The organism is Caulobacter sp. Root487D2Y (assembly GCF_001427165.1).
Lineage (GTDB): Bacteria > Pseudomonadota > Alphaproteobacteria > Caulobacterales > Caulobacteraceae > Caulobacter.
Genome location: NZ_LMFD01000001.1, coordinates 118,964 through 145,164, shown reverse-complemented (window position 1 = coordinate 145,164; position 26,201 = coordinate 118,964). Strand labels below are relative to the sequence as shown.

Here is a 26,201-nt window from a genome sequence, read left to right as displayed (position 1 = left end):
GAACCCTCTCCCAAAGGGAGAGGGAGGGGCCCGCCGCGTAGCGGTGGGAGGGTGAGGGGTTAGGGACGTTCGACGGCGTGCCGGCACGCCGGCTGGCGGCGTCACCCCTCATCCTCCCACGCCGGACGGCGCGGGCCCCTCCTTCTCCCCTCCGGGAGAAGGTGTTTAGAGCCGCGACGGAATCCGCACCGGCAGGCTCTCATAGCCCTTCACGAAGCTGGAATAGACCCGCTTGGGCTCGCCCATCACCTCGATCTTCGGGAAGCGCTTGAGGATCTCCTCCCAGATGATCTTCAGCTGCAGCTCGGCCAGGCGGTTGCCGACGCAGCGGTGGATGCCGAAGCCGAACGACAGGTGGCGGCGGGCGTTGGGACGGTCGATCAGGAAGGCGTTGGGGTTGTCGATGACCGTGTCGTCGCGGTTGCCCGAGACGTACCACATCACCACCTTGTCGCCCTTCCGGATGGTCTTGCCCGACAGCTCGAAGTCCTCGATGGCCGTGCGGCGCATATAGGCCAGCGGGGTCTGCCAGCGGATGATCTCCGAGACCATGTTGGGGATCAGCGACGGGTCGGCCCGCAGCTTGGCTTCCTGGTCGGGGTTCTGGGAGAGGGCCAGCAGGCCGCCGGTGATCGAGTTGCGGGTCGTGTCGTTGCCGCCGACGATCAGCAGGATGATGTTTCCCAGATACTCCATCGGCGGCATGTTCCGCGTCGCCTCGCCGTGGGCCAGCATCGAGATCAGGTCGTTGCCGGGCTCGGTCGAGTTGACGCGCTGGTTCCACAGCTCGGTGAAATAGGCCAGGCACTCCATCAGCTCGGCCCGGCGCTGCTCCTCGGTGTCGACGACGCCGGCGCCCGGCACGGCGGTCGAGACGTCGGACCAGCGGGTCAGCTTGCGGCGCTCCTCCCAGGGGAAGTCGAACAGGGTGGCCAGCATCTGGGTGGTCAGCTCGATCGACACCTTGTCGACCCAGTCGAAGGTCTCGCCGATCGGCAGGCCGTCGAGGATGCCCCCTACCCGTTCGCGGATCGTGCCCTCCAGCATCGCCAGGTTCACCGGCGAGACGATCGGGCTGACGGTCTTGCGCTGGATGTCGTGCTTGGGCGGATCCATGGCGATGAACATCGGCAGGACGAAGTCCTCGTCGAAGTTGCGGATCGTGATGCCGCCGAAGCTCGAGTCCGACGAGAACACCTGGTGGGTGGTGTCGACGGTCATGATGTCGTTGTAGCGGGTGACCGACCAATAGGGCCCGTGTTCGCTGTCGGCGCAGTAGTGCACCGGGTCCTCGGCCCGCAGCCGCTCGAAATAGGGCCAGTGGGCGTCGGCCTGGAACAGGGCGGGATCGGCGACGTCGATCTGCTCCAGCGGCATGGCGTAGGCCTTGGCCCGCGCGGCCTCCTTCTGGGCGTCGCCGGAAAGATCGATGGCTCCGTCGCTCATGGCGACCTCCCCTGAAAACTTGGGTGTGAAACGTTTGTTTTGATCATGGAGACATAACGCGGTTCGTTTGTCACGATGACGCAAGCGGCAGCCTGGCACTTGTCCTGGCGGCTTCCCGGGTCCATTTCTCCGGCATGTTCATCCAGACCGAAACCACGCCCAATCCCGAGGTCCTGAAGTTCCTGCCCGGCCGCGAAGTGCTGGGGGAAGGCGCGCGGGAGTTCAAGACGGCCGAGGAGGGCGACGCCTCGCCGCTGGCCGAGGCCCTGTTCCGCCTGGGCGACGTCAACCGCGTGTTCTTCGGCCCGGACTTCTTGACGGTGACCAAGGCCGAGGGCGCCGAATGGCCGCACCTGAAGGCGCCGATCCTGGCCGCCATCATGGACCACTTCACCAGCGGCCGCCCCTTGCTGCTGGACCAGATCGAGAGCGGCCACGACGAGGACGGCGTCTACGACGAGGAAACCTCGCAGATCGTCGCCGAGATCAAGGACCTGCTCGACACCCGCATCCGCCCGGCCGTGGCCCAGGACGGCGGCGACATCGTGTTCTCCAAGTTCGAGCCGGCCACCGGCGTGGTCTGGCTGCACATGCGCGGCGCCTGCTCGGGCTGCCCCTCCTCGTCGGCCACGCTGAAGGCGGGCGTCGAGAACATGCTCAAGCACTATGTGCCGGAAGTGACCCGGGTCGAGCAGACCCTCTAGGGCGCCTTCATCGTGCGCGCGAGCGCGAGGGAATGCGCCTCGGGCGCCTTGCCAGCGCCGCTGAGCGTCCTTATCGTAACTGTATAAGTTGCAATTATATCGCTTACAAGGATCGCTGATGGCCAAGCTCGCCGACACGACTCTCGACCAACTGTTCACGAAGGCCCGCACCCGCAACGGCTGGAGCGACCAGCCCATCCCGGAAGCGGTTCTGCGCGAGCTCTACGACCTGGTGAAGTTCGGCCCGACCGCGGCCAACACCACGCCGGCCCGGTTCGTGTTCGTGCAAAGCCCCGAGGCCAAGGCCCGGCTGGCGGCCCTGTCGTCGGGCTCGAACGGCCCGAAGATCCTCAAGGCCCCGGTGACGGTGATCGTCGGCTACGACCTGGACTTCCCCGAGACCCTGGACCGCCTGTTCCCCAACGCCCCGGGCGCCAAGCACTGGTTCGGCGACGCCGTGGCCAAGGAGTGGGGCGCGCTGCGCAACAGCTCGCTGCAGGGCGGCTATTTCATCATGGCCGTGCGGGCCTTGGGCCTGGACGCCGGTCCGATGTCGGGCTTCGACAACGCCGCCGTCGACAAGGAATTCTTCGCCGACACCAACATCAAGTCCAACTTCATCGTCTCGATCGGCTACGGCACCGAGGAGAACCTGTTCCCGCGCAATCCGCGCCTGGACTTCGAGGAAGCCGCGAAGATCATCTGATCGACCGCGACGCCCCCTCCGTCGGGCTTCGCCCGCCACCTCCCCCGTTTCACGGGGGAGGAGAGGCTGATCCGTTTCCTCCTCACCCGCGAAGCGGGGGAGGTGGCGCGATGCGAATACGCATCGCGACGGAGGGGGCGTCTCGCCGCCTGGATGAAAGATGCTAAAAGGCGCCCCATGACCCCGCGCCTCGCCCTGATCGCCGCCCCGCTGCTGCTGCTCGCCGCCTGCGGCCCCGCCAAGCAAGCCGACACCGCCGCCCCGTCGGCCGTCGAAACGCCGAAATCCGGACCGGTCACGATCGCGGTCACGCCCTATGTCGGCGGGCCGTTGCCTGTCCGCGCCGACGGGGTGGGTCCGATCACCGGCGAGACGGCCTTCGACGCGGCGACGATCAAGGCCCTGTTCCCCAAGGCGGTGGTCAAGAGCGCCTTCATCCACACCGGCGAGGGCCCGCCCGGACCGATCCTCACCGTCGAGCAGGACAACGTCCCGCTGCTGGAGATCGGCAAGGACGCCGAGGGCGGCATCGGCGAGATCCGCCTGGCCGGCGGGCCCGTCGAGGGCCCCAAGGGCGAAGCCCTGCTGGCGAAATGGACCGACCTCGGCTTCGACATCGCCCAGTGCCGGGCCGGCGAGGGCCGCACGGTCAACCAGACCGTCTGCGTGCGTCCCGAGGCCCCGACCGTGTCCTATGTGTTCGGCGTGCCGGGCTGGACGAGGGGCGGCCTGCCGCCGGTCGAGGTGCTGAAGGCCAAGGGCCAGCTGAACGAATTCGTCTGGCGGCCGGCCGAGAAAGCCGCCGTCGGCGCGGCCTGATCCGATGGTCCGACACCTCCTCCTCGCCGCGCCGCTGCTGGCCCTGGCCGCCTGCGGTCCGGCCGACAAGCCCGGCGCTTCCAAGACCGCGCCGCCCGCCGGGGCGCCGGCCCCCGCCGTGGTGACCCGCCAGGACGCGTCCGGCGCCGTCGATCGTTTTACGCCCTATGAAGGCGGCCCGCTGGCCCTGGACGAGTTCTCGGTCGGCCCGCTAATGGCCCAGACCGAATTCTCGATGGAGGCGATCAAGCCGCGCTTCCCAAAGGCGAAGGTCGAGGGTGTGTTCATGCGGGAAGACGGCTCGAAATCGACCCTGATGGGAATCACGGTCGAACAAGACGGCGGCGTGATCGAGATCCATGGCAATCCCGGTACGGCCACGGTCGGCGACATCCGGATCAGCGGCGGAAAGCCGGAAGGTCCGCGCGGCGAGATCTTGGGCATGAAGTGGGCGAACGCCGACATGGACTATCCGCGCTGCTGGATGGGCAAGGACCGCGACGCTCACGCCGTGATCTGCACCCAGCCCGGCGAGCCGGTGCTGCGCTACGTGTTCGCCGTCCCCGGCTGGACCCAGGACGCGATGCCGCCCGAGGCGGTGCTGCGCGACAAGGCGGTCCTGCGCGAGTTCCTGTGGCGCGGCGGGGCGCCGGTCCAATGATCCCCTCTTCCTTGATTTTGGCCATCGACACCTGCCTGGCCGCCAGCTCGGTCGCGGTGCTGGACGGCGACGTCGTCCGCGCCGCCCGCAGCGAGCCGATGACCCGCGGCCACCAGGAGCGCATCGCCGTCCTGGCCCGCGAGGTCATGGCCGAGGCCGGGGTAAAGTTCACCGACCTGACCCGCATCGCCGTCACCGTCGGTCCGGGCTCATTCACCGGCCTGCGCGTGGGGCTTTCGTTCGCCAAGGGCCTGGCCACGGCCCTGTCGATCCCCTGCGTCGGGGTCAACACGCTGGAGGCCCTGGCCGCTTCGACCGACGCGGCCGGCCTGGTCGCCGGGGTGCTCGACGCCAAGATGGGCCAGGTCTATCTGCAGGTCTTCGACGGCGGAAAGGCGCTGATGGCTCCGGACGCCCTGGAGGTCGGGGTCGCCGCCGCGCGCCTGGCCGAGCTCTATTCGGGCGGCTCGGCCACGCTGGTCGGCTCGGGGGCGCCCTTGATCGCCGACGTCCTGCCCCATGCGGCCGTGCTGACCCCGGCCTACGCCGATCCGGTCGCCGTCGCCCGCCTGGCCGCCGCCAAACCGGCCCCCACCCATTCGCCCCGGCCGCTCTATCTGCGCGCCCCCTACGCCGTGGCGCCCGCCGCATGATCCTGCGTCCCGTCGGGCTGGAAGCCTGCTTCACCCTGGCCGACCTGCACGACCGGGCCTTCGACCGGCCTTGGTCGGCGGAAGAGCTCGAGACCCTGCTCAAGGGCCCCGGCGCCTTCGCGGTGCTGGGCGAGGCGGGGGATCCGGAAGACGCCAAGGGCTTCATCCTGTGCCGCGCCGTCGCCGGCGAGGCCGAGATCCTGACCGTGGCCGTCGATCCGGCCGCCCGTCGCCGTGGCTGGGGCGCGGCCCTGGTCGAGATGGCGGCCGGGATCGCCCGGGAGGCCGGCGCCTTGGAGATGTTCCTGGAGGTCGCGGCCGACAATGTCGCGGCGATCAAGCTCTACGAGGCCGCCGGTTTCGGACGCGTCGGCCTGAGAAAGGGCTATTATCCCCATCCCGATGGGGCCAAGGACGCGGTGGTGATGCGTCGGACGCTTAACAGCTAGCGCCCAAGCCCCTATCTTGCCCGCGAATCTCGCTTGGATTCATCTTTCCGGAGACGCCGCCGTGGACCGCCTCGAAAAGCTCTGCATCGAAAAGGGCATGCGCATGACCGACCAGCGTCGGGTCATCGCCCGCGTGCTGTCGGCGGCCACCGACCACCCGGACGTCGAGGAGCTGCACCGCCGCGCCCACGCCGTGGACCCGCACATCTCGATCGCCACGGTCTATCGGACGGTTCGCCTGTTCGAGGAGAGCGGCATCATCGAGCGGCACGACTTCCGCGACGGTCGCTCGCGCTACGAAGAGACCCCCGACCATCACCACGACCACCTGATCGACATGAAGACCGGCAAGGTCGTCGAGTTCGTGGACGAGGAGATCGAGGCCCTGCAGAACGCCATCGCCCGCAAGCTGGGCTACAAGCTGGTGGATCACCGGCTGGAGCTCTACGGCGTTCCGATCGAGGAGTGATCCTCCACTTGCCCCCACCTGGCGGCTTCGCCGCCTGTCCGCCCCCATAGGGGGCGGAGGACCGCCACGCGACTCCTCTTCCCCCCATGGGGGAGGAGGGCCGAAGGCCCGGAGGGGGCAAGGGTGTGGCGCCCGCGTCCTTGCAAGGTCGCCCCCTCGCGCCCATAACCTCGCCGCATGAGCGAGACCCCGCAAAAGCGCCTCTATATCAAGACCTACGGCTGTCAGATGAACGTCTATGACAGCGAGCGCATGGCCGATGTCCTGCGTCCGCTGGGCTATGGCGTGGTCGACGATCCCGAAGGGGCCGATCTGGTGGTGCTCAACACCTGCCACATCCGCGAGAAGGCCACCGAGAAGGTCTATTCCGAGCTCGGCTACATCAAGCAGATGAAGAACCGCAAGGCCGAGGCCGGCGGCAAGATGACCATCGCCGTGGCCGGCTGCGTGGCCCAGGCCGAGGGCAAGGAGATCATGCATCGCCAGCCGGCGGTCGACCTGGTGGTCGGGCCCCAGGCCTATCACCAGCTGCCCGAGCTGATCGCCCGCGCCCATCGGGCGACCGGCGAGCGCCTCTCCGCCGACTTCGCCGCCGACGAGAAGTTCGACGCCCTGCCGGCCGAGCGCCAGGTCAACGGCGTCACCGCGTTCCTGACCGTGCAGGAGGGCTGCGACAAGTTCTGCACCTTCTGCGTGGTGCCCTACACCCGGGGCGGGGAGTGGTCGCGGCCGCCCGAGGCCATCGAGGACGAGGCCAAGCGCCTGGCCGACCAGGGCGTGCGCGAGGTCACCCTGCTGGGCCAGAACGTCAACGCCTATGACGGCGGCGGCTACACCCTGGCCAGGCTGGTCCGTCGTCTGGCCAAGATCCCGGGCCTCGATCGCATCCGCTACACCACCAGCCACCCGCGCGACATGGGCGACGACCTGATCGCGGCCCACGGCGAGCTGCCCGAACTGATGCCCTATCTGCACCTGCCGGTGCAGGCCGGGTCGGACAAGATCCTCAAGGCCATGAACCGCGACCACACGGCCGAAAGCTATGTGCGGCTGATCGAGAAGATCCGCGCCGCCCGGCCCGACATCGCCATGAGCGGCGATTTCATCGTCGGCTTCCCCGGCGAGCGCGACGGCGATTTCGAGAAGACGCTGGAGCTGGTCCGCGAGGTCGGCTTCGCCTCGGCCTTCTCGTTCAAATACTCGCGCCGCCCCGGCACGCCGGCCTCGGCCATGCCCGGCCAGGTGGACGAAACGGTCAAGGCCGAGCGTCTGGATCGCCTGAACGCCCTGCTCGACGAACAGCAGAAGGCCTTCAACGCGCTGCAGGTCGGCAAGGTCATGCCGGTGCTGTTCGAGAAAAAAGGTCGCAACCCCGGTCAAATCGTCGGCCGCAGTCCCTATCTGCAAGCGGTGCACGCGGTGGGCCCCGACAGCCTGCTGGGCCAGATCGTTCCCGTCCGCATCGAGTCGTCGGCCAAGATGAGCCTGGGCGGCGTGCTCGAAAGCCAAGTCATCCTGGAGTCCGTTTGAGCCGTACGCCCGAGTTCCTGCCCCTGTCCGACACCGCCGTCCGCGCCGTTTCCGGCCCGAACGGCCGTCACGCCGCCCTGATCGAGGACGCCTTCAAGGTGCTGATCGAGACCCCGGGCGGCGGGGTGACGATCACCGGCGACGTCAAGGCGCGCTCCAGCGCCAAGCGGGCGATCCAGGCCCTGGCCCACCGGGCCGACGCCGACGACGAGGTGGTCGAGGCCGACGTCCGGGTGGCCGTGGGCGAGGCTCACAGCGCGTCGGGCCAGGCCTCGCCGCGCGCCGTGCGCAAGGGTTCGGTCTCGCCCAAGACCAAGGGCCAGGCCAAGTACATGGAGGCCATGACCAGCCATCCGCTGTGCTTTGGCCTGGGTCCCGCGGGCACCGGCAAGACCTTCCTGGCCGTGGCCCACGGCGCGGGCATGCTGCTGCGCGGCGAGGTCGATCGGCTGATCGTCACCCGTCCCGCCGTCGAGGCCGGCGAGAAGCTGGGTTTCCTGCCGGGCGACCTGAACGAGAAGGTCGACCCCTACATGGCCCCCGTCTGGGAGGCCCTGACCGACATCATGGGCGCCGACCAGCTGCGCCGCCGTCGCGAGAAGCTGGAGATCGAGGTCGCCCCGATCGCCTTCATGCGCGGCCGCACCCTGGCTCATGCGTTCGTCATCGTCGACGAGGCCCAGAACTGCTCGCGCCTGCAGATGAAGATGGTCCTGACCCGCCTGGGCGAGGGCGCGCGGATGGTGGTGACCGGCGATCCGACCCAGGTCGACCTGCTCAATCCCCGCGATTCCGGCCTGGCCCACGCTGTGTCGATCCTGGAGGGCGTCGAGGGCGTGGCGGTGTCGCGCTTCACCTCGGCCGACGTGGTGCGCCACCCGCTGGTCGAGCGCATCGTCAAGGCCTACGACGCCGACGCCCTGCAGACGACGACGCGCTAGATGGCCATCGCTTCCCAATGATCACGGTCGACATCGAGATCGAGGACGAGGCCTGGATCCAGGCCGAGCCAGACGTCGAGGCCCTGGTCTGGCGCGCCGCCCAGGCGGTGCTGGACGCCCACGAGGCCATCGAGGGCCACGGCATCGTCATCCTGCTGGCCGACGACGACAGCGTCCAGGCGCTGAACCGCGACTTCCGCCAGAAGGACTACGCGACCAACGTCCTGTCCTTCCCCTCGCCGCCAAATCCGGAGGGCCAGATCGGCGACATCGCCCTGGCTTTTGGCGTCTGTCGGCGCGAAGCGGCCGAGCAGGGCAAGCCGCTTGCGCATCATTTGCAACATCTGGTGGCGCACGGGGTGCTTCATCTCTTAGGATACGACCATCAGGACGACGCCGAGGCCGAGGCCATGGAAGCGTTCGAGCGCGAGATCCTCGCGGGCTTGGACATTCCGGACCCCTACGCCGACCCGCCGTCCCCAAAGGGATAACCAAGCCAGGGCATGCCCAGCGACGACCAGAGTTCCTCGCCCGCCGGTTCGGCTCGCCTGAGCCGGGGCGTGCGGGCGTTCTTTCGCAAGATGCGCAAGGACCTGGCCGGCCGGGGGGCGCCGCGCCTGTCCGAGGCCACGCGCTCGGCTGACTCCGCCCTGGTCCACGAGGTCGACATGGTCGACCAGGCCGAGGCCTTCCAGAGCCTGCGGGTGGCCGACGTGATGACCCCGCGCGCCGACATCGTCGCCGTCGAGGTGGGCGCGCCGTTCGAGGCGGTGGTGGCCCAGTTCACCGAGGCCGAGCATTCGCGGATGCCGATCTATCGCGAGACGCTGGACGACCCGGTGGGCGTGGTCCACGTCAAGGACGTGTTCCGCCTGCTGGCCAGCGACCAGAAGCGTCCGGCCTCCGGCGACCAGATCCTGCACCGGCTGCGGCGCGAGGCCCTGTACGTGCCGGCCTCGATGCGGGCCGCCGACCTGCTGCTGCGCATGCGCACCAGCCGCATCCACATGGCCCTGGTCATCGACGAGTTCGGCGGCACCGACGGCCTGGTGACCATGGAGGACCTGATCGAGGCGGTGGTCGGCGAGATCGACGACGAGCACGACGACGCCCAGGTCTCCAGCATCGTCGCCCGCCCGGGCGGGCTGTTCGAGGTCGACGCCCGCGCGCCGCTGGAGGATCTGGAAGCCGCCCTCGACCGCGACCTGGCCCCGCCGGACATGGAAGAGGACATCGACACCGTCGCCGGCCTGGTCGTGGCCCTGGCGGGCCGCGTGCCGCAGCGGGGCGAGGTGATCGCCCACCCCGCCGGCTTCGACCTGGAGGTCGTCGAGGCCGATCCGCGCCGCGTGCGCCGGGTGCGGGTGCGGCCGGCGGCCGTCGTGGAGGCGGCTGAACCGCCCGGGCGGATGGCCGCTTCGTGAACCTGCCGGCCCTGCCGAAGCTGACGCCGTGGCGGGCGCGGGGACTGGCCCTGGCCGCCGGCCTCGCCGCGGCCCTAGCCCATCCGCCGTTCGGGATCCTGCCCGGCCTGCTGGGCTACGCGGCGCTGCTGTGGCTGCTGGACGCCGTCGACGGACCGCGCCCCCTGCGCTCGGCCTTCCTGCGCGGCTGGCTGATGGGCTTGAGCTACTTCGCCCTGGGCACATGGTGGATCGCCGAGGCCTTCATGGTCGACGCCGCCAACCAGGGCTGGATGGCCCCGTTCGCGGTGGCCGCCATGGCCGCGGGCATGGCGCTGTTCTGGGGCCTGGCGGCGGTGCTCTACCGCCTGATCCGTCCGGCCGGCGTGCGGCGGCTGCTGGTGTTCGCCGGGGCCTTCGCGGTGCTGGAATGGACGCGCGGCCACATCCTGACCGGCTTTCCCTGGAACCTGCCGGGCGAGACCTGGCGGGCCGGCTCGGCGCCCTCCCAGGCCGCCGCCCTGGTCGGCGCCTACGGCCTGACCTGGATCACCCTGGCCATCGCGGCGGCGCCGGCCGTGTGGCGCGACGGCAGGCGGGGACGGATCGCGGTCGGCGCGGCCGTCGGCGGCCTGGCCCTCCTTTACGCCGGCGGCGCCGCCCATCTCGCGCGGCCGCGCGACACCGAGGTCCACGCGCCGACGAGGGTCCGCATCGTCCAGGCCGACATTCCCCAGGAGTCCAAGTGGGACGCCGAGCGCTTCGGCCAGATCGTCCAGGCCTATGTCTCGCTGACCGCCAAGCCCTACGCCGGCAAGCCCGCCGACATCGTGGTCTGGCCCGAAGGCGCCCTGCCGCTGGCCATCAACGACTACATGGTCCCCGGCAGCTGGGTGCGGCAGGCGATCGTCGACGCCCTCCAGCCCGGCCAGCTGATGCTGATCGGCGGCTACCGCTACGAGGGCACGCCCGACAAGCCGGTCTATTACAACAGCCTGGTCGCCCTGCGCCGCACGGCCGACGACGTCGTGGTGGTCGGGATCTACGACAAGCACCGACTTGTGCCGTTCGGGGAATATCTGCCCGCCGACGCCCTGATGACCAAGCTGGGCGTCAAGAGCATGGCCCATCTGGGCGAAGGCTTCGCCACCGGTCCCGAACCCGCGCCGCTGCGTGTGGCTCCGGACCTGCTGATCCAGCCGCTGATCTGCTACGAAAGCCTGTTCCCGCGCCTGGCCAAGCCGGTTCCCGGCGTGCGCGCCATCGTCAATGTCTCGAACGACGCCTGGTTCGGAGTCACCTCCGGCCCGTTGCAGCACCTGAACCTGGCCAGCTATCGCGCCATCGAAACCGGAACGCCGATCATCCGGGCGACCCCGACCGGCGTTTCCGCCCTGATCGACGCTCAGGGAAGAATTTTGCACGGCGAGCGCTTGAAACTTGGCGAATCAGGGGTGATCGACGGTAATGTACCGTATGTTGGATCGCCGACCTTGTTCTCCAAGCTTGGGCACTGGCCGTTCGGGGTGCTGCTTTTGGTTTCATTTGCCGCCGCGATTCGCGTTTCAGGAAGTCGACGCTTGGAAAAGGTCGTAAATTGAAACAGACAAGCTTCCAGATACCCGTGGCTTCCTCCCAGTGATTGAAACGGCATGAACACGATTCCTGACCAAGAACGCTCTCCCAATCCGGTCGACCTGCACGTCGGCGCCCGGATCCGCATGCGGCGTAAGATCCTCGGCGTCAGCCAAGAGCGTTTGGCGGATGATCTCGGCCTGACCTTCCAGCAGGTGCAGAAGTACGAGCGGGGCGCCAACCGCGTCAGCGCGTCCAAGCTCTACGAGATCGCCAAGAGCCTGCAGTCTTCGGTGTCCTACTTCTTCGAAGGCCTGGCCGATCCCACGGACCTCGAGGGTTTCGAGGAAAACGGTTCGGAACAGTTCGTGCACGACTTCCTGATGACCCCGGAAGGTCTGGAGCTGGCCGCGCTGTTCCCGCGCATCGGCAAGTCCCGCGTGCGCCGGCGCATCCTGGACCTCGTCCGCTCGATGGCCGAGGACATGATCGAGGAAGAACCGGAAGCCTGATCCTGGCCCTGATCCGGCGAAAGCCGGACAGGGCGGCTTGCGGACATAAACATATCTTTATATGTTCACGTGGTCCCTCGGGCAGATCGTCCGTGCGGGCGATGTCATGTCCGGAGCTGACCCTTGAGCCGTTCTTCTTACATCTTCACCAGTGAAAGCGTTTCCGAAGGTCATCCGGACAAGGTCGCCGACCGGATCAGCGACACCGTCGTCGACGCCTTCCTGAGCGCCGATCCCGAGGCGCGCGTCGCCTGCGAGACCCTGGTCACCACCAACCGCATCGTCCTGGCGGGCGAGGTCCGGGCCGGCAAGCCCGGCGGTGACAAGGCCGCCAACAAGCAGCTGACCAAGGACATCATCAAGTCGCTGGAGCCTAAGGTCCGGGCCGCGATCAAGGACATCGGCTACGAGCAGAAGGGCTTCCACTGGGAGAAGGCCAAGTACGCCAACTACCTGCACGGCCAGTCGGCTCATATCGCCCAGGGCGTGGACGCCTCGGACAAGAAGGACGAAGGCGCCGGCGACCAGGGCATCATGTTCGGCTACGCCAGCACCGAGACCCCGGAGCTGATGCCGGCCACCCTGCAATACAGCCACAACATCCTCAGCCGCCTGGCTCAGCTGCGCCACAGCGGCGAGCTGCATGAGCTGGAGCCCGACGCCAAGAGCCAGGTGACCCTGGAATACGACGCCGCCGGCAAGCCGGTTCGCGTCGTCTCGATCGTCGTGTCGCACCAGCACAAGAAGAAGATCGACGGCAAGGCCGCGACCTCCAAGCGCGTGCTGGACCTGATCAAGCCGCACATCCTGCCGATCTTCCCGGAAGGCCTGATCACCAAGAAGACCCAGTGGCTGATCAATCCGACCGGCCGCTTCGAGATCGGCGGTCCGGACGGCGACGCCGGCGTCACTGGCCGCAAGATCATCGTCGACACCTACGGCGGCGCGGCTCCGCACGGCGGCGGCGCGTTCTCGGGCAAGGATCCGACCAAGGTCGACCGCTCGGCCGCCTATGCCTGTCGCTACCTGGCCAAGAACGTCGTGGCCGCGGGTCTGGCCGACCGCTGCACCATCCAGATCGCCTACGCCATCGGCGTGGCCCAGCCCGTGTCGTTCCATGTCGACCTGCACGGCACCGGCAAGGTCGATCCGGAAGCGCTGGAAAAGCTGCTGCCGCAACTGATCGGCGGCGCCACCCCGCGCTCGATCCGCGAGCACCTGCAGCTGAACAAGCCGATCTACGCCCGCACCGCCGCCTACGGCCACTTCGGCCGCACGCCGGACAACGAAGGCGGCTTCTCCTGGGAGAAGACCGACCTGGTGTCGGAGCTGAAGGGCCTGGCGTAGGCCTCACCCCTTCCAGATCTACCGGAGCGGGCCTCGATCATCCGATCGGGGTCCGTTCTCGTTGAGGCCGTGCGTCCTTCGAGGCTCGGCTTCGCCTCGCACCTCAGGATGAGGATGTTTGTGCGTTTCTGAATTCCTCATCCCGAGGCGCCCGCGCGGCGGGCCTCGAAGGACGCCAGGCGGCGCCGCTGGCCTCTTATGAGGATCACCGCTAAGACCCCGCCCATGACCAATCCCCAACAGCCCCACGGGCCGCTGCGCTCGTTCGGCCGCCTGAAGTCTCGGCCGGTGAAGCCGCGTCAGCAGGCCTTGCTCGACAGCCTGTTGCCGACGATCGCCGTGCCGGCCGCGCCGTTCCAGCCTCACGACCTGATGCCCGAGGCCAGGGAAGTCTGGCTGGAGATCGGTTTCGGCGGCGGCGAGCACATGGCCGCCCAGGCCGGCAAGCGCCCCGACGTGCTGGTGATCGGGGCCGAGCCCTTCGTCAACGGCGTGGCCAGCGCCGTGCGTCACGTCGAGGAGCAGGCGCTCAAGAACGTCCGCATCCACGAGGGCGACGCCCGCGACGTGGTCGGCTGGTTGCCGGACGCCTCGGTGGACCGCCTTTTCATCATGTTCCCCGACCCCTGGCACAAGGCTCGGCACAACAAGCGCCGCCTGATCCAGCCGGCCTTCGTGGCCGAGCTGGCGCGGGTGTTGAAGCCCGGCGCGGCCTTCCGCTTCGCCACCGACTGGGCCGACTACGCCGAGTGGACGGTCGAGCGGGTGCTGGCCGACCCGGCCTTCCGCTTCGCCGAGCCCGACGCCGACCGCAACGCCGCGCCGGCCGACCACGTGACCACCCGCTACGAGGAAAAGAAGCTGGGCGACTGTGCGCCGGTGTTCCTGGATTTTGTTCGAACTTGAGTTCGTCCCTCCCCCTTGCGGGGAGGGTGGCCCTGGCGGAGCCAGGGTCGGGTGGGGGCTTGCCGAGTCAGCGGACCCCACCCACCAGCTTCGCTGGTCCCCCCTCCCCATAAAGGGGAGGGAAGAAATCCAAATCAGTAGCTTTCGTCGTGCCGCTTGATCGCCGCGCGGATGATCTCGGCGGTTTCCTCCGGATCGGCCCAGCCGGTGATCTTGGTCGACTTGCCCTTTTCCAGATCCTTGTAATGCTGGAAGAAGTGGGCGATCTGCTCGGTCAGGATCACCGGCAGGTCGCGCCAGCTGGACACGCCCGTATAGAACGGGTGCAGCTTGTCGACCGGCACGGCCAGGATCTTTTCGTCGCAACCGGCCTCGTCGACCATCATCAGGGCGCCGATCGGGCGGCAGCGGATGATCGCGCCGGGCACCACCGGGGTCGGGCCCACGACCATGATGTCGGCCGGGTCGCCGTCGTCGGCCAGGGTGTGGGGGATGAAGCCGTAATTGGCCGGGTAGAACATCGCCGTGTGCAGGAAGCGGTCGACCATCAGCGCGCCGCTGGCCTTGTCGATCTCGTACTTCACCGGCTCGCCGCCTTGCGGGATCTCGATGACGGCGTTCAGGTCGTACGGCGGGTTCACGCCGACGGCGATCTTGGAGAGGTCCATTGTGACTCTTCGTGTGGGAGAGGTCCCGCGGGGAGGCGGGCCTGCGCGGGGGCGCTTATAGGCCACAAGTGCTGCAATGCGGAAGGGGCGACGACGCCTCGCGACGGCAGGGGCTTCCAACGGCCCAAACATCGCGCTATATAGCTCCTACATCGTCCGTCAGCGCTGATAGCGCTTTCGAGCGGCGGCCCGAAAGGCTGCCGCTTTTTCTTTGGCCGTTCGCCAGCTTGGCTTTTGTCGAGCGTCGGGCGGCCGCCAACGAGTTGAGAGAACCGTGCGCGGCAAGACGCAGGAAGATATCGGTCTGGTCGAACTGCTGGATCCCGTCGCCGAGTCCGTCGGCTACGAGATCGTCCGCCTGCGCCTGATGGGCGGGGCCGAGCAGCGTCGCCTGCAGATCATGGCCGAACGACCGGACGGCGACATGAACGTCGAGGACTGCGCCAGGCTGTCGCGCGCCATTTCCGAGATCATGGACGCCGCCGACCCGATCACCGGCGAATACACCCTGGAAGTCTCCAGCCCGGGCGTCGACCGCCCGCTGACCCGGCTGAAGGACTTCGACACCTATGCCGGCCTCGAGATCCGCATCGAGCTGGACCGGGTCGCCGAGGGCCGCAAGCGCTTCAAGGGCGAGCTGGCCGGCGTCGAGGACGGCCAGGTGGGGCTGAACCTCGAGGGCGAGGACGACACCACCGTCTATTTCCCGTTCGAATGGATCGTCGACGCCAAGCTGGTGTTGAACGACGAACTGATGAAGCGGGGCGCCCAACAGCGCGCCGCCCGCGTTGGGGCCGATGGCGCCGACGCGGACGAAAACCTCGGCGAAGACCACGCCGACGACATTGACCTGTCCGAAAGTGAAGAGGACTGACCATGGCTATCGGCATCTCCGCCAACCGCCTCGAGCTGCTGCAGATCGCCGACGCGGTCGCGCGTGAAAAAGGCATCGAGAAGGAAGTCGTCATCGAGGCGATCGAGGACGCGCTGCAGAAGGCCGCCCGCGCCCGCTACGGCGCCGAGCACGACATCCGCGTCAAGATCGACCCGCGCACCGGCGAGACCACCCAGAAGCGGGTGATCGAGGTCGTGTCGGACGACTTCGAGCTGGAAGGCGAGATCGGCAAGGTCCAGCTGTCGTCGGCCAAGCGCACCTGGCGCGACGCCGAGGTCGGCAAGATCTACGAGGAAAGCCTGCCGCCGTTCGAGATCGGCCGCGTCCAGACCCAGATGGCCCGCCAGGTCGTCATGCATAAGGTCCGCGAAGCCGAGCGCGAGCGCCAGTACGACGAGTACAAGGATCGCGCCGGCGAGATCGTCAACGGCAGCGTCAAGCGCGTCGAATACGGCAACGTCATCGTCGACCTGGGCCGCGGCGAAGGCATCATGCGCCGCGACCAGTCGATCCCGCGCGAGAACTTCAACGTCGGCGACCGCATCCGCGCCTACATCTACGACGTCCGCCGCGAGACCAAGGGTCCGCAGATCATGCTGTCGCGCGCCCACGGCGGCTTCATGGCCAAGCTGTTCGCGCAGGAAGTGCCGGAAGTCTATGACGGCGTCATCGAGATCCGCGCCGTGGCCCGCGACCCGGGCTCGCGCGCCAAGATGGCCGTGATCTCCAACGACTCCAGCATCGACCCGGTCGGCGCCTGCGTCGGCATGCGCGGCTCGCGCGTGCAGGCCGTGGTGGCCGAGCTGCAGGGCGAGAAGATCGACATCATCCAGTGGTCCGAGGACGAGGCGACCTTCATCGTCAACGCCCTGGCTCCGGCCGAAGTCTCCAAGGTCGTCATGGACGAGGAAGACGAGCGCGTCGAAGTCGTGGTGCCGGACGAGCAGCTGTCGCTGGCCATCGGCCGCCGCGGCCAGAACGTGCGCCTCGCCTCGCAGCTGACCGGCTGGCAGATCGACATCATGACCGAAAGCCAGGAAAGCGAGCGCCGCCAGCGCGAGTTCTCCGAGCGCACGGCCCTGTTCCAGGAAGCCCTGGACGTCGACGAGGTCATCGCCCAGCTGCTGGTCACCGAAGGCTTCGCGGCCGTCGAGGACGTCGCCTATGTCGAGCCGCATGAGATCGCGGCCATCGAGGGCTTCGACGACGAGACCGCCGACGAGCTGCAGACCCGCGCGCGCGAATTCCTGGAAAAGGAAGCCGCCGCCCTGGACGCCAAGCGTCTGGAGCTGGGCGTCGAGGACAGCCTGCTCGAGATCGAAGGCGTCACCCTGCCCGTGGCCGTGGCCCTGGGCGAGGGCGACGTCAAGTCGGTCGAGGACCTGGCCGGCCTGATCCCCGACGACCTGCGCGGCTGGTTCGAGACCAAGGACGGCGAGCGCGTGCGCGAAGCCGGCATCCTGGACAGCTTCAACCTGTCGCCGGAGGACGCTGAGGCGCTGATCATGCGCGCCCGCGTCGTCATGGGCTGGGTCGAGGCTCCGCCCGAGCCGGAATATGTCGAGGAAGAAGCCGAGTTCGAGGAAGAGGCGGGCGAGGAGCCGGCCGAGGTCTCGGAAGAGGTCGTCGCCGACGAACCGGCCGAAGAAACCAAGGAAGACTGATCTGAGATCCGGGCCTCCGACGAAAGTCGGAGGCCCGGCGCCTTTCGAGACCCATGACCGACGCAGACGCGCCCCATACCCCCGTGGCGAAGACCCACGCCGAAGCCAATCGCCTGCGCAAGGACATCGTCCTGGGCGAGGCGACGGATGAAGCGCGCCTGGTGCGGTTCGTGGTCGGGCCCGACGGGACGGTGGTTCCGGACGTGGCGCGCAAGCTGCCTGGCCGCGGCATGTGGGTCGACGCCACCCGCGAGGCGGTGACGACCGCCGCCAAGAAGGGCCTGTTCTCGCGCTCGGCCAAGACCAAGCTGACCGCCCCGGCCGATCTGGCCGACCAGGTGGAACGGCTGCTGACCAAGCGGGTTCTGGACGGTCTGGGGCTTGCAAGGCGCGGCGGAACGATTATCTCAGGCTTCGAAAAGGTCTCCGCGGCCCTGGCCTCGGGAAAGACCGCCTGGTTGATCGAGGCGTCCGACGGCGCTGGGGACGGTCGCCGAAAGATTCTCACCGCGGTCCACAAGGCCCCGAACAGTCCCAAAATCTGCGGGATGTTCAGCTCGGACGAATTGGGTTTGGCCTTGGGTGGGGAGAATGTGATACACACGGCGCTCCTTGCCGGGCGCGGCACTGATCGCTGGACTTTGGACGTCGAGCGGTTATCAGGCTTCCGCCCACTCCTTCCCTCGAGTTGGTCGGCGAGTTGGCGCGAGGAGCCCTAGGCCCCTGGCTTCGACGAATGGCTCTCATTCGTCGGCGACAGAGGTCTGGAACTTGAAATGAGGAGCGTGATCCGCTCCTGAGCGAAGGGTCGGGAAACGCGCTTCCTTTGGGAAGTACGTCCAGGCCCCTTTCTCGCATGGATCAAACGGTTTTTGGCCGGCCCACGCCGGCGGAAGTACAAGCGAGCGCATGAGCGACGAGAACGATAACGGTCGGCCTGGTTCCAACCCCGGCGGGCGAGCGCCCATCACGCTGAAGCCCCGTCAAGGGTCTGTCAGCGCCGGCGTCGTGAAGCAGAGCTTCAGCCACGGCCGCACCAAGACGGTGGTGGTTGAAACCAAGCGCGTGCGTCCGCACGTGCAGCCGGCCGGCAACCTCGCCGCGCCGTCCTCGGCCGAGCGCCGCCAAGGCGACGCCCCGCGTCCGCAGTCGTCCCAAGGGGGCGGCCAAGGGGGCGGTTCGGCCGGTGGTCTGTCGCAGAGCGAGATGGTGGCCCGCCAGCGCGCCATCGAAGCCGCTCGTGAGCAGCAGGAACGCCAGGCGGCCGACCGCAACGCCGCCGCGGCCCGCGCCGCGGCCGCCGAAGCCGCGGCTCGCGAAGCCGCCGCCAAGGCCGCCGCGACCGCCAAGGCCGCCTCGGCGCCGACCCCGGCTCCCGAAGCGCCCGCCGCTCCGGCGGCTCCGGTCGCTCAAGCGCCCGCCGCCCCGACGGCTCAGGCCCCGGCTCCGGCCGCTCCCGCGCCCCAGGCTCCGACGCCGGCTCCGGCCGCGCCGCCGGTTCGGGCCGAGGCTCCGCGCCCCGCCGCCCCGCCGGCCGCCGGTCAGACCCGCACCTACGAGCCCAGCCGCGAACGTCGCGACGACCGCTCGTCGACCACCACCTATCGTCCGGGTCCGGGCGCGCACCAGGGCGACCGTCCGCAAGGCGATCGGCCCCAGGGCGACCGCCCGCAGGCGTTCAACCAACGCGCCCCGCGCCAGGACGGCCCGTACAACCAGCGCACCCCGCGTCCCGACGCCGGCGGTCCGCCGCGCGGTCCCCGTCCCGAGGGCGCCGGCGGCTATCGCAACGACCGCCCGCAGGGTGACCGTCCGCAAGGCGATCGTCCCCAGGGCGACCGTCCGCAAGGTGACCGTCCGACCCAGACCGTCCGCTACTCGGCTCTGGCCCCGCGCCCGGCGCCCGGCGCCCGTCCGGGTCCCGGCGGTCCGCGCGGCGCCCGTCCGGGCGTCCCGGCCTCGGCTCCGGCCACCCCCGAAATCCAGCGCGCCACGCGTTCGGCTCCCCGCCCCGGCAGCGACATCGGTCGCAAGCCCGAGGAGGACGATGACCGCCGCAAGGCCGCGGCCCCCGGCAAGGCCGTCAGCCGCGCCAAGGGCGCGCCGGTTCGCCGCGAAGGCCGCCTGACCATCCAGACCGTGGCCGGCGACGGAGATTCCGCCGACCGCATGCGCTCGCTGGCCTCGGTTCGCCGGGCCCGCGAACGTGAGAAGGAAAAGCGCCGCGGCGGTCCCGCCGACGTCGTCAAGGTCAGCCGCGAAGTGGTCATTCCCGACGTCATCACCGTGCAGGAGCTGTCCAACCGGATGGCCGTGCGCGGTGTCGAGATCATCAAGTTCCTGATGCGTCAGGGCGTGATGCTGAAGATCAACGACGTCATCGACAACGACACCGCCGAGCTGGTGGCCACCGAATTCGGCCACACCGTCCGCCGCGTGTCGGAAGCCGACGTCGAAGAAGGCTTCATCGGCGCCGAGGACATCGACGATCACCTGGAGCCCCGGCCCCCGGTCGTCACCGTCATGGGTCACGTCGACCACGGCAAGACCAGCCTGCTGGACGCGCTGCGCAAGGCCGACGTGGCCGGCGGCGAGCACGGCGGCATCACCCAGCACATCGGCGCCTACCAGGTGCGTCTGGAAAATGGCCAGAAGGTCACCTTCCTCGACACCCCGGGCCACGCGGCCTTCTCGCAAATGCGGGCTCGCGGCGCCAACATCACCGACCTGGTGATCCTGGTGGTGGCCGGCGACGACGGCGTCATGCCGCAGACGATCGAGGCGATCAAACACGCCAAGGCCGCCGAAGTGCCGATCATCGTGGCCGTCAACAAGATGGACAAGCCCGGCGCCGACTCCACGCGGGTCGTCAACGAGCTGCTGCAACACGAGATCGTCGTGGAAAGCCTGGGCGGCGACACCCAGATCGTCGAAGTCTCGGCCAAGACCGGCCAGGGCCTGGACGAGCTGATCGAGCGCATCCTGCTGCAGGCCGAAGTGCTGGACCTGAAGGCCAACCCCGACCGCATCGCCGACGGCGTGGTGATCGAGGCCAAGCTCGACAAGGGCCGCGGCGCGGTCTCCACCGTGCTGGTCAAGCGCGGCACGCTGAAGCGCGGCGACATCGTCGTGGCCGGCAGCCAGTTCGGCCGGGTTCGCGCCCTGCTGAACGAACGCAACGAGCAGCTGACCGAAGCCGGTCCCGCCACCCCGGTCGAGATCCTCGGCCTGGACGGCGTGCCTTCGCCCGGCGACCCTTTCGCGGTCGTCGAGAACGAGGCCCGGGCGCGCGAACTGACCGAGTACCGCATCCGTCTCAAGCGCGAGAAGTCGATGCACCCGGTCGGCGCGGGCGCCACCAGCATGGCCGACATGATGGCCAAGCTGCAGGACAAGAAGTACCGCGAGCTGCCGCTGGTCATCAAAGCCGACGTGCAGGGCTCGGCCGAGGCGATCATCGGGTCGCTGGACGCCATGTCGACCGACGAGGTCCGCGCGCGGATCATCCTGTCGGGCGCCGGGGCGATCAGCGAAAGCGACGTGATGCTGGCCAAGGGCGCCGGCGCGCCGCTGATCGGCTTTAACGTCCGGGCTTCCGCCCAGGCGCGGGCGCTGGCCGAACGCGAAGGCGTCGAGATCCGCTACTACGCGATCATCTACGACCTGCTGGACGACATCAAAGGCGTGCTCTCGGGCATGCTGGCCCCGATCCAACGCGAAACCTTCCTCGGCAACGCCGAAGTCCTGCAGGCCTTCGACATCTCCAAGGTCGGCAAGATCGCCGGCTGTAAGGTCACCGAGGGCGTGGTCCGCAAGGGCGCCAAGGTCCGGATCATCCGCAACGACATCGTCGTTCTGGAGCTGGGCACCCTGGCGACGCTCAAGCGCTTCAAGGACGAGGTCAACGAGGTCCCGTCCGGCCAGGAGTGCGGCATGATGTTCGCCGGCTTCCAGGACATCAAGGTCGGCGACACCATCGAGTGCTTCACCGTCGAGGAGATCAAGCGCCAACTCGACTAGGCGTTCGATCAAACTTCAGCTTAAGATTGAAGGCGCGGGCTCCGGCTCGCGTCTTTTTTCTTGACCCTGGGGCGGCCATGAACGGCATGCGGTCTGCGCGAAGAGGTGTTCTGGGCGCCCTGGCGGTCTTCAGTCTGGCCGGCTGCGCGCACCCGATTCCTCCCGGCACATGCTTCGGCGGCGCGTTGCGGATCACGCTTACCCTGCCGGACGGCGGCGAGGCGCCCTTGCCCGCGGAGAGCCGGCTGCAGGTCATCTCGATGGAATTCCATCCAGACTTTCCGGCGGAAGATCACGGCGTCTATCGTTGCGCGCCGACGGGTGAGTGCCGTTCGATCACGGTCGACCCGAAACTGAAGTACATGGCGCTTCCGCAGAACCTGCTGTTCTTCGTCAAGGGGGAGGCCGTGCCGCCCGAAGGGTTGGTGGTGCGAGCGGATTTCAAGGTTCTCGAGCGGCCCGCCTGTACGCCGGAGTTCTGACCTCGGCCGCCCGGACTGGAATTCGCCCGATTTCGGGCCTAACCCTAACGCCATGCGCATCCGAGCCCTCCTCGCCGTCAGCCTCGCCGCCGTCTCGCTGTCGGCCTGCGCCACGGCCACCCGCTACGACGCGGCCGGCGACGTCCACGCCCTGCTGGTGGCGATCCGCGACAACGACCACGCCGCGTTCGACGCCCGCGTCGACCGTCCGGCCCTGAAGGCCGAGATCGAAAGCCAACTGGTGCGCAAGGCGCGGGGCTCGAACCTGGGCGGCTGGCAGGCGGCGCTCGTCGCCCTGGCCGGCCCGGCCGCCGACATCGCCGGCGAGGCGTTGATCCGGCCCGAGACCTTCCGCTACGCGGCCGACTATTACGGCTACACCCCCGACAAGCCGATCCCCGACCGGATCAGCATCGCCGCCGGCCTGCGCTACATCGGCTCCGACCAGGTCTGCGCGGCCAAGACCAAGACCGGCCCCTGCCTGCTGACCTTCACCCTGGAGGGCGGGACCTGGCGGCTGTCGGGCTTCGATCCCGAAACGGCCAAGCGGCATCTGAAGCTGTGAGGTCGGCGGGGGGCAAGGCCGTGCGCAAGACAGGCCTGAAGGTCGCTCTGGGCCTTGTGTTGACGTGCTTGGCGGCCGGGACGGCGGGCGCGGCCCACGCCGAGCGCAAGATGTACTCCTACGATCCGATCTCGGCGGACGCCAAGCGGCTGACCGGGGCGGGCCTGACGGTGCTGTTCGACAAGAAGCTGACCGGGACGCGGATCGAGAAGGTCCTGGCCACAGGGGTGCCCGTCCAGGGGCGGCTGATCGACGGCCGCGAAAAGGACCTGGGTCCCGGCGGACTGAAGGCGATCAGCGGTGGCGACGCCGACGCGGCGCTGTACGAGATCGATCCCAAGTTCGAACAGGGCAGGATCTACATCCGCGCCTTCTGCCCGGGTTCCAAGCGGCTGTGGCTGAGCTTCAGCAAGCTGGCCATCCACCGGGATCTGCGCGTCCAGGCGTTCGGCGACGACCCCAAGGGCGGCCAGGCCAGGCTGTGCGGCACGCTGGACTTCTCGTACCGGGGCGAATGGAAGCTGCCGAACGGCAGCCTGCCCGACCCGATGGAGGACTGGAGCGGCGGCAGCGGACCGGGCTAGGGCCTGTCGATATTCATCGCGTCTGGCGGCTTGGTTCGGTTCTGGACCGTTCCCCTTTTCATCCCGTCATTCCCGCCCTTGTGGCGGGAACCCCTCTCACGGTCGCAGGTGCAGTGGTGTGGCGCGCCAGCGCGCCAAGGCGCTGTCCCGCCAACTGAACCAGGGGTTCCCGCCACAAGGGCGGGAATGACGGATAATTGGGGGGCGGGTTTGAATGTTGATACGCCCCAGGCGGCGCGGCTGGCGTCCTCCACGGTTTCCTTTGAGAACGGCGTTCGCCCTGTGCCATGCTCGCGCAAACAGGGCAGGGGGCGGACATGGGCGAGGCGCTGGCGGGGTTCACGAAGTTCGAGTTCGACGACGGGCGCTGGACCCGTCCGGTCTATCGCATCGGCTCCGGCCCGGCGGTGATCGTCATCCACGAGATCCCCGGCCTGCATCCGCTGGTGCTGGACTTCGCCCGCGACGTGGCGGCCGAGGGCATGACGGTGTTCTGCCCCAGCCTGTTCGGCGAGCCCGGGCGACCAGTCTCGACCGGCTACGCGATCGGCGTGATCGCCAAGACCCTGTGCGTGCGCCGTGAGTTCACCGCCTGGGCCGGCGGGCGCTCCAGCCCGATCGTCGACTGGCTGCGGGCCCTGGCGCGCAAGGCCCACGCCGAATGCGGCGGCAAGGGCGTGGGGGCGGTGGGCATGTGCTTCACTGGCGGCTTCGCCCTGGCGATGATGACCGAGCCATCGGTGGTGGCGCCGGTGCTGTCCCAGCCCTCGCTGCCGCTGGGCAAGAAGGGCGCGGCGGCGCTGGACTGTTCGCCGGCCGAGCTGGCGACCGCCAAGGCGCGGATGGAGGCCGAGGATCTGTCGCTGCTGGCCCTGCGCTTCGAGGGCGACGCCATCGTGCCCTGCGCCCGGTTCCAGACCCTGGCGCGCGAGCTGGGGCCCCGGGCCGAGCTGCACACCCTGTCCGACGCCTCGGCCCGCAAGGGAACCGGCCGCGCCCCGCACTCGGTGCTGACCCTGCACCTGAACCGCGACGACCCGGACGGCGAGACCATGAAGGTCCACCGCCGGGTGCTGGACTTCTTCCGGGAGCGGACGGGAGCGTAGAGCAGCCCCACTCAATCCGCTCATCCCGGCGAATGCCGGGACCCAGATCCCATAGCGGAGAGGGTGATTGGAAGAGCTCAACGCTTTTGGCGTCAGCCACACCGCCATTCCATCTGGGTCCCGGCATTCGCCGGGATGAGCGGATCAAAAAGAGGCCATAGGACCTAAGCCAGTCCCCGCACTGGACTTTTGCCCCCCACGCGCCTAGACACCCGCCTCCTATTTCTCCCCGCGACCCGGCGTTCGATCCGCCGGCCGGGCATCGAGGCGACCGCGCCATGAAGCGCCATTCCGAAAACAAGAAGAGCGGACCCGTGGGTCCGTCGCAGCGTCAGCTGCGGGCCGGCGAGCTGATCCGCCACGCCCTGGTCGAGATCCTGCGCGAGGAAGACCTGGTCGATCCGGCCCTGCAGGGCATTTCGGTGACCATCTCCGAAGTGCGAATGAGCGCCGACCTCAAGCACGCCATCTGCTTCGTCGAGCCCCTGGGGGCCAGCATCGCGCCGCAGATCGAGCGCGAGCCGTCCTCGCCCTCGCGCACAGTGGTCGTGCCGGGCAGTCCCGCCGAGGTGGTGGCCGGCCTCAACCGCCTGACCAAGTTCCTGCGGGGGCGCCTGGCCAAGGTCATCGACATGAAATTCACGCCCGACCTGAAGTTCCTGCACGACGAGACCTTCAACTCGGCCACCTACATGGATCGCCTGTTCGCGGACCCGCGCGTGGTTCAGGACGTGCGCCGCCTGAGCGACGTGGCCCCCAACGAGCTTGGTGACGAGGAAGCCTGATGGCGCGCCGCAAGAAGGGCGACGCCATTTCCGGCTGGGTTTGCCTGGACAAGCCCTACGACCTGACCTCGACCAGTGCCGTCAGTCGCGTGCGCCGGGCGTTCAACGCCCAGAAGGCCGGCCACGCCGGCACGCTGGACCCGCTGGCCACCGGCATCCTGCCCCTGGCCCTGGGCGAGGCGACCAAGACCGTCCCGTTCCTGATGGACGCCGACAAGGCCTATCGCTTCATGATCCAGTGGGGGCGTTCGACCACCACGCTGGATCGTGAAGGCGAGACGACCGACAGCAGCGACGTGCGCCCGACCCGCGAGCAGGTCGAGGCCGCGCTTCCCGCCTTCGTCGGCGAGATCGATCAGGTGCCGCCCAACTATTCGGCCATCAAGGTCGACGGCGAGCGCGCCTACGACCTGGCCCGCGAGGGCGTCGAGTTCGAGCTGAAGACCCGCAAAGTCGTCGTCCACGCCCTGCGCGTCAGCGCTTGTCCAGACGCCGATCACATCGAGCTGGAGATGGAATGCGGCAAGGGCACCTATGTCCGCGCCGTGGTCCGCGACCTGGCCGCGGCGCTCGGCGCCTGCGGTCACGTCGACCAGCTTCGCCGGACGAGAGTCGGCCGGTTCGGCGAGGATTCGGCGATAGGCCTGGAAACCCTGGAGAATTTGAGCTATGAGGCGCGCCTGTCGGAGGCATTGCTTCCGGTCGAGACCGCGCTGGACGACATCCCGGCGCTGGCCGTGACCGATGAAGACGCCTTCCGGCTTGCGCAAGGACGCGCCATCGTTCTGCTCCCAAGGCAGGTTGAAACGCTGAAAACCGAGCTCACGCCCGGTGATCGCACCGTTTCCGCCATGTCCGGAGGGAGGCTGGTGGCCTTGTGCGAGATGCGCGCCGGAAAGCTCAATCCGGTGCGGGTCTTCCAACTCACCTGAGCGGAGACAACCCGATGTCGATCACTGCCGAGCGCAAGACCGCTCTTATCGCCGAACACGCCCGCACCGAGGGTGACACCGGCAGCGCCGAAGTCCAGGTCGCGATCCTCTCCGAGCGCATCGCCAACCTGACCGAGCACTTCAAGACCCACAAGAAGGACAACCACAGCCGTCGTGGTCTGTTGATGATGGTTTCCCAGCGTCGCAGCCTCCTCGACCACCTGAAGAAGTCCGATCTGGGCCGTTACACGGTCCTCATCGAAAAGCTGGGTCTGCGCCGCTAGTCTAGGCGCGATTTCGCCGCCCTACGCGAGTGGGGCGGCGAAATGCATTTCTAGTCGCCGTTTCAAGACAGGCTGAAACGGATGACCGCTGCGGG

28 protein-coding genes and 2 pseudogenes are annotated in these 26,201 nt (G+C 68.5%); 27 read left to right on the top strand and 3 right to left on the bottom strand.

All coding sequences use genetic code 11. The annotated features are described in order from the left end of the window. Positions 1–109, bottom strand: a pseudogene (locus ASD38_RS24390) (hypothetical protein); the annotation flags it as partial. Positions 110–165: 56 nt separating this feature from the next. Then, positions 166–1,446 (bottom strand): cytochrome P450, encoded by a 1,281-nt coding sequence (locus tag ASD38_RS00710; protein ID WP_056437005.1) that lies wholly within the window; start codon positions 1,444–1,446, stop codon positions 166–168. 134 nt (positions 1,447–1,580) lie between these two features. Here ASD38_RS00710 and ASD38_RS00705 point away from each other — a divergent pair, with 134 nt between their 5' ends. The 16 genes and pseudogenes from ASD38_RS00705 to trmB all read left to right on the top strand — a co-directional run bounded on the left by ASD38_RS00705 (position 1,581) and on the right by trmB (position 14,121). After that, a complete protein-coding gene (locus tag ASD38_RS00705) occupies positions 1,581–2,150 on the top strand; it encodes a NifU family protein (protein WP_056437008.1) in 570 nt (189 codons plus the stop codon). Between the two features lie 118 nt (positions 2,151–2,268). Next, positions 2,269–2,856: a malonic semialdehyde reductase gene (locus ASD38_RS00700; protein WP_056456771.1), complete on the top strand. Its 588-nt coding sequence runs from the start codon at positions 2,269–2,271 to the stop codon at positions 2,854–2,856. 177 nt (positions 2,857–3,033) lie between these two features. Beyond that, the gene (locus tag ASD38_RS00695) at positions 3,034–3,675 is read left to right on the top strand and encodes a DUF1131 family protein (protein WP_056456769.1); all 642 of its coding nucleotides are present in this window, start codon (positions 3,034–3,036) and stop codon (positions 3,673–3,675) included. A 4-nt stretch (positions 3,676–3,679) separates the two neighbouring features. After that, complete coding sequence (locus ASD38_RS00690) at positions 3,680–4,336, top strand: DUF1131 family protein (RefSeq protein WP_056456766.1); 657 nt, start codon at positions 3,680–3,682, stop codon at positions 4,334–4,336. Positions 4,337–4,347: 11 nt separating this feature from the next. Continuing rightward, complete coding sequence (gene tsaB, locus ASD38_RS00685; RefSeq protein ID WP_056437124.1) at positions 4,348–4,989, top strand: tRNA (adenosine(37)-N6)-threonylcarbamoyltransferase complex dimerization subunit type 1 TsaB; 642 nt, start codon at positions 4,348–4,350, stop codon at positions 4,987–4,989. Further along, positions 4,986–5,438, top strand: coding sequence for a GNAT family N-acetyltransferase (locus tag ASD38_RS00680; RefSeq protein WP_056437020.1), 453 nt, complete (start codon positions 4,986–4,988; stop codon positions 5,436–5,438). Before tsaB ends, ASD38_RS00680 begins: the two co-directional genes overlap by 4 nt. Positions 5,439–5,499: 61 nt before the next feature. After that, positions 5,500–5,907 carry a Fur family transcriptional regulator gene (locus tag ASD38_RS00675; RefSeq protein WP_056437023.1) on the top strand — a complete coding sequence of 136 codons (408 nt, stop codon included), beginning with the start codon at positions 5,500–5,502 and terminating at the stop codon, positions 5,905–5,907. A gap of 177 nt (positions 5,908–6,084) precedes the next feature. Beyond that, on the top strand, positions 6,085–7,437 hold the full coding sequence (miaB, locus tag ASD38_RS00670) for a tRNA (N6-isopentenyl adenosine(37)-C2)-methylthiotransferase MiaB (RefSeq protein WP_056437026.1): 1,353 nt from the start codon (positions 6,085–6,087) through the stop codon (positions 7,435–7,437). After that, positions 7,434–8,378, top strand: coding sequence for a PhoH family protein (locus tag ASD38_RS00665; protein WP_056437028.1), 945 nt, complete (start codon positions 7,434–7,436; stop codon positions 8,376–8,378). Before miaB ends, ASD38_RS00665 begins: the two co-directional genes overlap by 4 nt. Before the next feature lie 32 nt (positions 8,379–8,410). Beyond that, positions 8,411–8,869, top strand: coding sequence for an rRNA maturation RNase YbeY (gene ybeY, locus ASD38_RS00660; RefSeq protein WP_162250204.1), 459 nt, complete (start codon positions 8,411–8,413; stop codon positions 8,867–8,869). Between the two features lie 12 nt (positions 8,870–8,881). Further along, entirely contained in the window at positions 8,882–9,802 is a 921-nt protein-coding gene (locus ASD38_RS00655; protein WP_056437032.1) for a hemolysin family protein, read from the top strand. After that, positions 9,799–11,382: an apolipoprotein N-acyltransferase gene (lnt, locus tag ASD38_RS00650; RefSeq protein WP_056456763.1), complete on the top strand. Its 1,584-nt coding sequence runs from the start codon at positions 9,799–9,801 to the stop codon at positions 11,380–11,382. The genes ASD38_RS00655 and lnt overlap by 4 nt, the downstream gene beginning before the upstream one ends. 51 nt (positions 11,383–11,433) lie before the next feature. Beyond that, positions 11,434–11,868, top strand: a complete 435-nt coding sequence (locus ASD38_RS00645) for a helix-turn-helix domain-containing protein (protein WP_056437038.1) — start codon at positions 11,434–11,436, stop codon at positions 11,866–11,868. Positions 11,869–11,991: 123 nt separating this feature from the next. Next, positions 11,992–13,215 (top strand): methionine adenosyltransferase, encoded by a 1,224-nt coding sequence (metK, locus tag ASD38_RS00640; RefSeq protein ID WP_056437040.1) that lies wholly within the window; start codon positions 11,992–11,994, stop codon positions 13,213–13,215. Between the two features lie 71 nt (positions 13,216–13,286). After that, positions 13,287–13,398 (top strand): annotated as a pseudogene (locus ASD38_RS25015) (hypothetical protein); the annotation flags it as partial. A gap of 42 nt (positions 13,399–13,440) precedes the next feature. Then, entirely contained in the window at positions 13,441–14,121 is a 681-nt protein-coding gene (gene trmB / locus ASD38_RS00635; protein ID WP_056458199.1) for a tRNA (guanosine(46)-N7)-methyltransferase TrmB, read from the top strand. 134 nt (positions 14,122–14,255) lie between these two features. Here the strand turns inward: trmB and ppa are convergent, their stop codons facing one another. Continuing rightward, the gene (ppa, locus tag ASD38_RS00630; RefSeq protein WP_056437041.1) at positions 14,256–14,789 is read right to left on the bottom strand and encodes an inorganic diphosphatase; all 534 of its coding nucleotides are present in this window, start codon (positions 14,787–14,789) and stop codon (positions 14,256–14,258) included. 274 nt (positions 14,790–15,063) lie between these two features. Here ppa and rimP point away from each other — a divergent pair, with 274 nt between their 5' ends. The 11 genes from rimP (at position 15,064) to rpsO (ending at position 26,106) form a co-directional block, all read left to right on the top strand. Continuing rightward, a complete protein-coding gene (gene rimP / locus ASD38_RS00625; RefSeq protein WP_056437044.1) occupies positions 15,064–15,663 on the top strand; it encodes a ribosome maturation factor RimP in 600 nt (199 codons plus the stop codon). A gap of 2 nt (positions 15,664–15,665) precedes the next feature. Beyond that, positions 15,666–17,348, top strand: a complete 1,683-nt coding sequence (gene nusA / locus ASD38_RS00620) for a transcription termination factor NusA (protein ID WP_056456760.1) — start codon at positions 15,666–15,668, stop codon at positions 17,346–17,348. A gap of 53 nt (positions 17,349–17,401) precedes the next feature. Then, on the top strand, positions 17,402–18,067 hold the full coding sequence (locus ASD38_RS00615) for an RNA-binding protein (RefSeq protein WP_056456757.1): 666 nt from the start codon (positions 17,402–17,404) through the stop codon (positions 18,065–18,067). Between the two features lie 190 nt (positions 18,068–18,257). Beyond that, positions 18,258–21,368 carry a translation initiation factor IF-2 gene (infB, locus tag ASD38_RS00610; RefSeq protein WP_056437048.1) on the top strand — a complete coding sequence of 1,037 codons (3,111 nt, stop codon included), beginning with the start codon at positions 18,258–18,260 and terminating at the stop codon, positions 21,366–21,368. Between the two features lie 77 nt (positions 21,369–21,445). After that, positions 21,446–21,850: a hypothetical protein gene (locus ASD38_RS00605; RefSeq protein WP_056437051.1), complete on the top strand. Its 405-nt coding sequence runs from the start codon at positions 21,446–21,448 to the stop codon at positions 21,848–21,850. Positions 21,851–21,902: 52 nt separating this feature from the next. Beyond that, a complete protein-coding gene (locus tag ASD38_RS00600; protein ID WP_056456752.1) occupies positions 21,903–22,415 on the top strand; it encodes a DUF2939 domain-containing protein in 513 nt (170 codons plus the stop codon). A 20-nt stretch (positions 22,416–22,435) separates the two neighbouring features. Then, on the top strand, positions 22,436–22,999 hold the full coding sequence (locus tag ASD38_RS00595; RefSeq protein WP_056458195.1) for a hypothetical protein: 564 nt from the start codon (positions 22,436–22,438) through the stop codon (positions 22,997–22,999). A gap of 317 nt (positions 23,000–23,316) precedes the next feature. Then, a complete protein-coding gene (locus tag ASD38_RS00590) occupies positions 23,317–24,105 on the top strand; it encodes a dienelactone hydrolase family protein (RefSeq protein ID WP_082560636.1) in 789 nt (262 codons plus the stop codon). 278 nt (positions 24,106–24,383) lie between these two features. Then, complete coding sequence (gene rbfA / locus ASD38_RS00585; RefSeq protein WP_056437055.1) at positions 24,384–24,890, top strand: 30S ribosome-binding factor RbfA; 507 nt, start codon at positions 24,384–24,386, stop codon at positions 24,888–24,890. Continuing rightward, complete coding sequence (gene truB / locus ASD38_RS00580) at positions 24,890–25,822, top strand: tRNA pseudouridine(55) synthase TruB (RefSeq protein ID WP_056456746.1); 933 nt, start codon at positions 24,890–24,892, stop codon at positions 25,820–25,822. The genes rbfA and truB overlap by 1 nt, the downstream gene beginning before the upstream one ends. A gap of 14 nt (positions 25,823–25,836) precedes the next feature. Then, positions 25,837–26,106 carry a 30S ribosomal protein S15 gene (gene rpsO, locus ASD38_RS00575; RefSeq protein WP_056437057.1) on the top strand — a complete coding sequence of 90 codons (270 nt, stop codon included), beginning with the start codon at positions 25,837–25,839 and terminating at the stop codon, positions 26,104–26,106. Positions 26,107–26,201 lie beyond the last annotated feature (95 nt).

What these genes read in the sequence shown, in the direction of transcription:
- ASD38_RS00645 (WP_056437038.1), top strand. Translation starts at nt 11,434, where the DNA reads ATGAACACGATTCCTGACCAAGAACGCTCTCCCAATCCGGTCGACCTG.
- miaB (WP_056437026.1), top strand. Translation starts at nt 6,085, where the DNA reads ATGAGCGAGACCCCGCAAAAGCGCCTCTATATCAAGACCTACGGCTGT.
- ASD38_RS00680 (WP_056437020.1), top strand. Translation starts at nt 4,986, where the DNA reads ATGATCCTGCGTCCCGTCGGGCTGGAAGCCTGCTTCACCCTGGCCGAC.
- truB (WP_056456746.1), top strand. Translation starts at nt 24,890, where the DNA reads ATGGCGCGCCGCAAGAAGGGCGACGCCATTTCCGGCTGGGTTTGCCTG.
- ASD38_RS00705 (WP_056437008.1), top strand. Translation starts at nt 1,581, where the DNA reads ATGTTCATCCAGACCGAAACCACGCCCAATCCCGAGGTCCTGAAGTTC.
- trmB (WP_056458199.1), top strand. Translation starts at nt 13,441, where the DNA reads ATGACCAATCCCCAACAGCCCCACGGGCCGCTGCGCTCGTTCGGCCGC.
- infB (WP_056437048.1), top strand. Translation starts at nt 18,258, where the DNA reads ATGAGCGACGAGAACGATAACGGTCGGCCTGGTTCCAACCCCGGCGGG.
- ASD38_RS00695 (WP_056456769.1), top strand. Translation starts at nt 3,034, where the DNA reads ATGACCCCGCGCCTCGCCCTGATCGCCGCCCCGCTGCTGCTGCTCGCC.
- rbfA (WP_056437055.1), top strand. Translation starts at nt 24,384, where the DNA reads ATGAAGCGCCATTCCGAAAACAAGAAGAGCGGACCCGTGGGTCCGTCG.
- ASD38_RS00590 (WP_082560636.1), top strand. Translation starts at nt 23,317, where the DNA reads ATGGGCGAGGCGCTGGCGGGGTTCACGAAGTTCGAGTTCGACGACGGG.
- ASD38_RS00690 (WP_056456766.1), top strand. Translation starts at nt 3,680, where the DNA reads ATGGTCCGACACCTCCTCCTCGCCGCGCCGCTGCTGGCCCTGGCCGCC.
- ASD38_RS00700 (WP_056456771.1), top strand. Translation starts at nt 2,269, where the DNA reads ATGGCCAAGCTCGCCGACACGACTCTCGACCAACTGTTCACGAAGGCC.
- rpsO (WP_056437057.1), top strand. Translation starts at nt 25,837, where the DNA reads ATGTCGATCACTGCCGAGCGCAAGACCGCTCTTATCGCCGAACACGCC.
- ASD38_RS00655 (WP_056437032.1), top strand. Translation starts at nt 8,882, where the DNA reads ATGCCCAGCGACGACCAGAGTTCCTCGCCCGCCGGTTCGGCTCGCCTG.
- ASD38_RS00710 (WP_056437005.1), bottom strand. Translation starts at nt 1,446, where the DNA reads ATGAGCGACGGAGCCATCGATCTTTCCGGCGACGCCCAGAAGGAGGCC.
- ppa (WP_056437041.1), bottom strand. Translation starts at nt 14,789, where the DNA reads ATGGACCTCTCCAAGATCGCCGTCGGCGTGAACCCGCCGTACGACCTG.
- nusA (WP_056456760.1), top strand. Translation starts at nt 15,666, where the DNA reads ATGGCTATCGGCATCTCCGCCAACCGCCTCGAGCTGCTGCAGATCGCC.
- ASD38_RS00600 (WP_056456752.1), top strand. Translation starts at nt 21,903, where the DNA reads ATGCGCATCCGAGCCCTCCTCGCCGTCAGCCTCGCCGCCGTCTCGCTG.
- ASD38_RS00615 (WP_056456757.1), top strand. Translation starts at nt 17,402, where the DNA reads ATGACCGACGCAGACGCGCCCCATACCCCCGTGGCGAAGACCCACGCC.
- ASD38_RS00605 (WP_056437051.1), top strand. Translation starts at nt 21,446, where the DNA reads ATGAACGGCATGCGGTCTGCGCGAAGAGGTGTTCTGGGCGCCCTGGCG.